At 49.8% G+C, this 2,100-nt stretch carries 2 protein-coding genes; both read right to left on the bottom strand.

What is annotated here, in order from left to right; all coding sequences use genetic code 11:
* A partial coding sequence (locus KDK14_RS15880) for a hypothetical protein (RefSeq protein WP_257266151.1) occupies positions 1 to 226 on the bottom strand: 226 nt, incomplete at its 3' end.
* A 434-nt stretch (positions 227 to 660) separates the two neighbouring features.
* Positions 661 to 2,100 (bottom strand): ankyrin repeat domain-containing protein (locus tag KDK14_RS15875; protein ID WP_257266150.1); only part of this gene is annotated, 1,440 nt, incomplete at its 5' end.

Below are 2,100 nucleotides of genomic sequence, written 5' to 3'. Positions count from 1 at the left end.
GCAGTGCCGGTTGCCTGCATGCACATTGGCGTTGGTCAAGAGTTCTTGCCGACTGCTGTTCACTGTCAAGCCATCTGGTGATGCATTCCAGATGAAAAACTTCACGTTTATCGCAAGAGGTTTTGACCAGTGAACGCCCGCCAAGTTGTCCGAAATAGCCGCCGTTACCACTACAGAAAGAACATTCAAAGAATAAATCAGCCCCGTTTCTACCGACACCATTCATCGCCTTAGCCTGCTTTAAATGACTGAAAACGTTGAGTAGGACAAAAAATCAGCAGGGTAAGTTCCACAAAAAACAGAATTTTTAACAAAAAGATTGTCGTTTTAATCAAAAGTCAGGCACGGAATCAACTTTCACAAGACACTTTCACAAGACAGCAATCGTTTATCTGAAAAGTAAGTGATGGCAACGACAAACATTTGGCAACAGTTCCGGGAGGCTGTCCGAGAATAGACTGCCCTACTGCCAAAAATGGCAATGGCACCAATCAGGCAGTGCTTCGGTATGGTTCGGTTATTACAGTTAAGGGTGAGTCGGTAAACGTTGGTGAAAAGGCGTTTATTCTGGATGGTGAGATAAGAGAAAGCCAAGCCTGCCGCAGTATGAGATGGAGGTTTGAAACAATCAAGAATCGGTTCTGCGCACAATTTTATTGCTCACTGTAGAAGGCTGCCCGATGATCTGGCCCTATAGTCTTCAAGAAGTTTCCGGCACTCTGTGCGGCCATGCTCGATAGCCAGCACGAGAGCCGTCCTGCCAAATATATCCTTCTCTTTGGCCAGGGAGGGGGCAATGGTCAGCAATGTCTGGATAGCCTCTGTCTGGCCTACAATAACAGCTATGTGCAGAGCCGTTTGGCCACAGTTACTCTTCTCTCTGGCCATGGCGGGGGCATTGGTCAGCAATGTCTGGATGCCTTCAGTTTGGCCATTCATTGCCGCTATGTGCAGAGCCGTGTTGCCAACGTTTTCCTTCTCTTTGGCCAGGGAGGGTTCAATTTTCAGCAAAGTCTGAATGGCCCCTGTGTGGCCATGAAAAGCAGTTGTGTGCAGAGCCGTCCGGCCCAGATTATCCTTCTCCCTGGCCAGGGAGCGGTCAATATTCAGTAATGTCTTAATGGCTTCTGTGTGGCCTTGGCGAGCAGCTTTGTGCAGGGCCGTTTCGCCAAATTCGTCCTTCTCGTTGGCCAGGGAGGGAACCTTGGCCAGCAATGTCAGGATGGCCGCTATTTGGCCTACACAAGCAGCGTAGTGAAGAGCCGTCCTGCCAACGTTACCCTTCTCTTTGGCCAGAAAAGGGGCTTTGGTCAGCAATGTCTGGATGGCCTCTGTGTGGCCTTGACGAGCAGCTGAATGAAGAGCTGTTTCGTCATCGTTATTCTTCTCGTTGGCCAGGGAGGAATCAATGTCCAGCAATGCCTTGACGCTCTTTGTGTCACCTTGACGAGCAGCTTCGTGGAGAACTGTATCGCCCTTGTTATTCTTGACATCAACGCGGATGCGCCCGGAGGCAATTTCCTTAAATGCCCTGACGATCTCAGTATGGCCATTACGAGCAGCCAAGTGCAGAGCCGTGCAGCCATCGTTCCTTTGTTCATTGACTGGGGTGGGCTGACGATTATCTTGCAGCAGCTTCTGGACAGACTCTGTGTGGCCGTTCTGAGCAGCCATATGCAAGGGCGTAGCACCATCTTTACGTGTTTTGACATTGACATCCACTTTCCTGCCAAGCAGTTTTACCAGACAATCGGTTCGCCCCCAACAAGCGGCCAAATGCAATGCCGTGGTGCCGCAGTTAGCAGCGATATTGATATCCGCTCTTTCAAGCAAATAAGTCAGCTGATCTGATTTGCCCCAAAGCGTTACTATCATCAAAGGCGTGATACCGTCGTTATCACGGGCATTAAAGTCCACTTCCCTGTTATCAGCCAGCGTACGAAGACACCCAATGTCGTTTTCTTTTTCGATGGTATAGTGTTCGAAGGTCTTGCCGTTAATAAGGGTTCCATGGATATCTGTGCCCATGGCGGCACATTGTTCACGGCCCCGGGTTTTACTGATTTTGGTGGCTATATGCAGGGCTGTGTCGCCGTTCTT

The organism is Endozoicomonas sp. ONNA2 (assembly GCF_024606365.1).
GTDB lineage: Bacteria > Pseudomonadota > Gammaproteobacteria > Pseudomonadales > Endozoicomonadaceae > Endozoicomonas.
The sequence above is the reverse complement of the archived record's forward strand: the minus strand, read 5'-3'. Positions and strand labels throughout refer to the sequence as shown.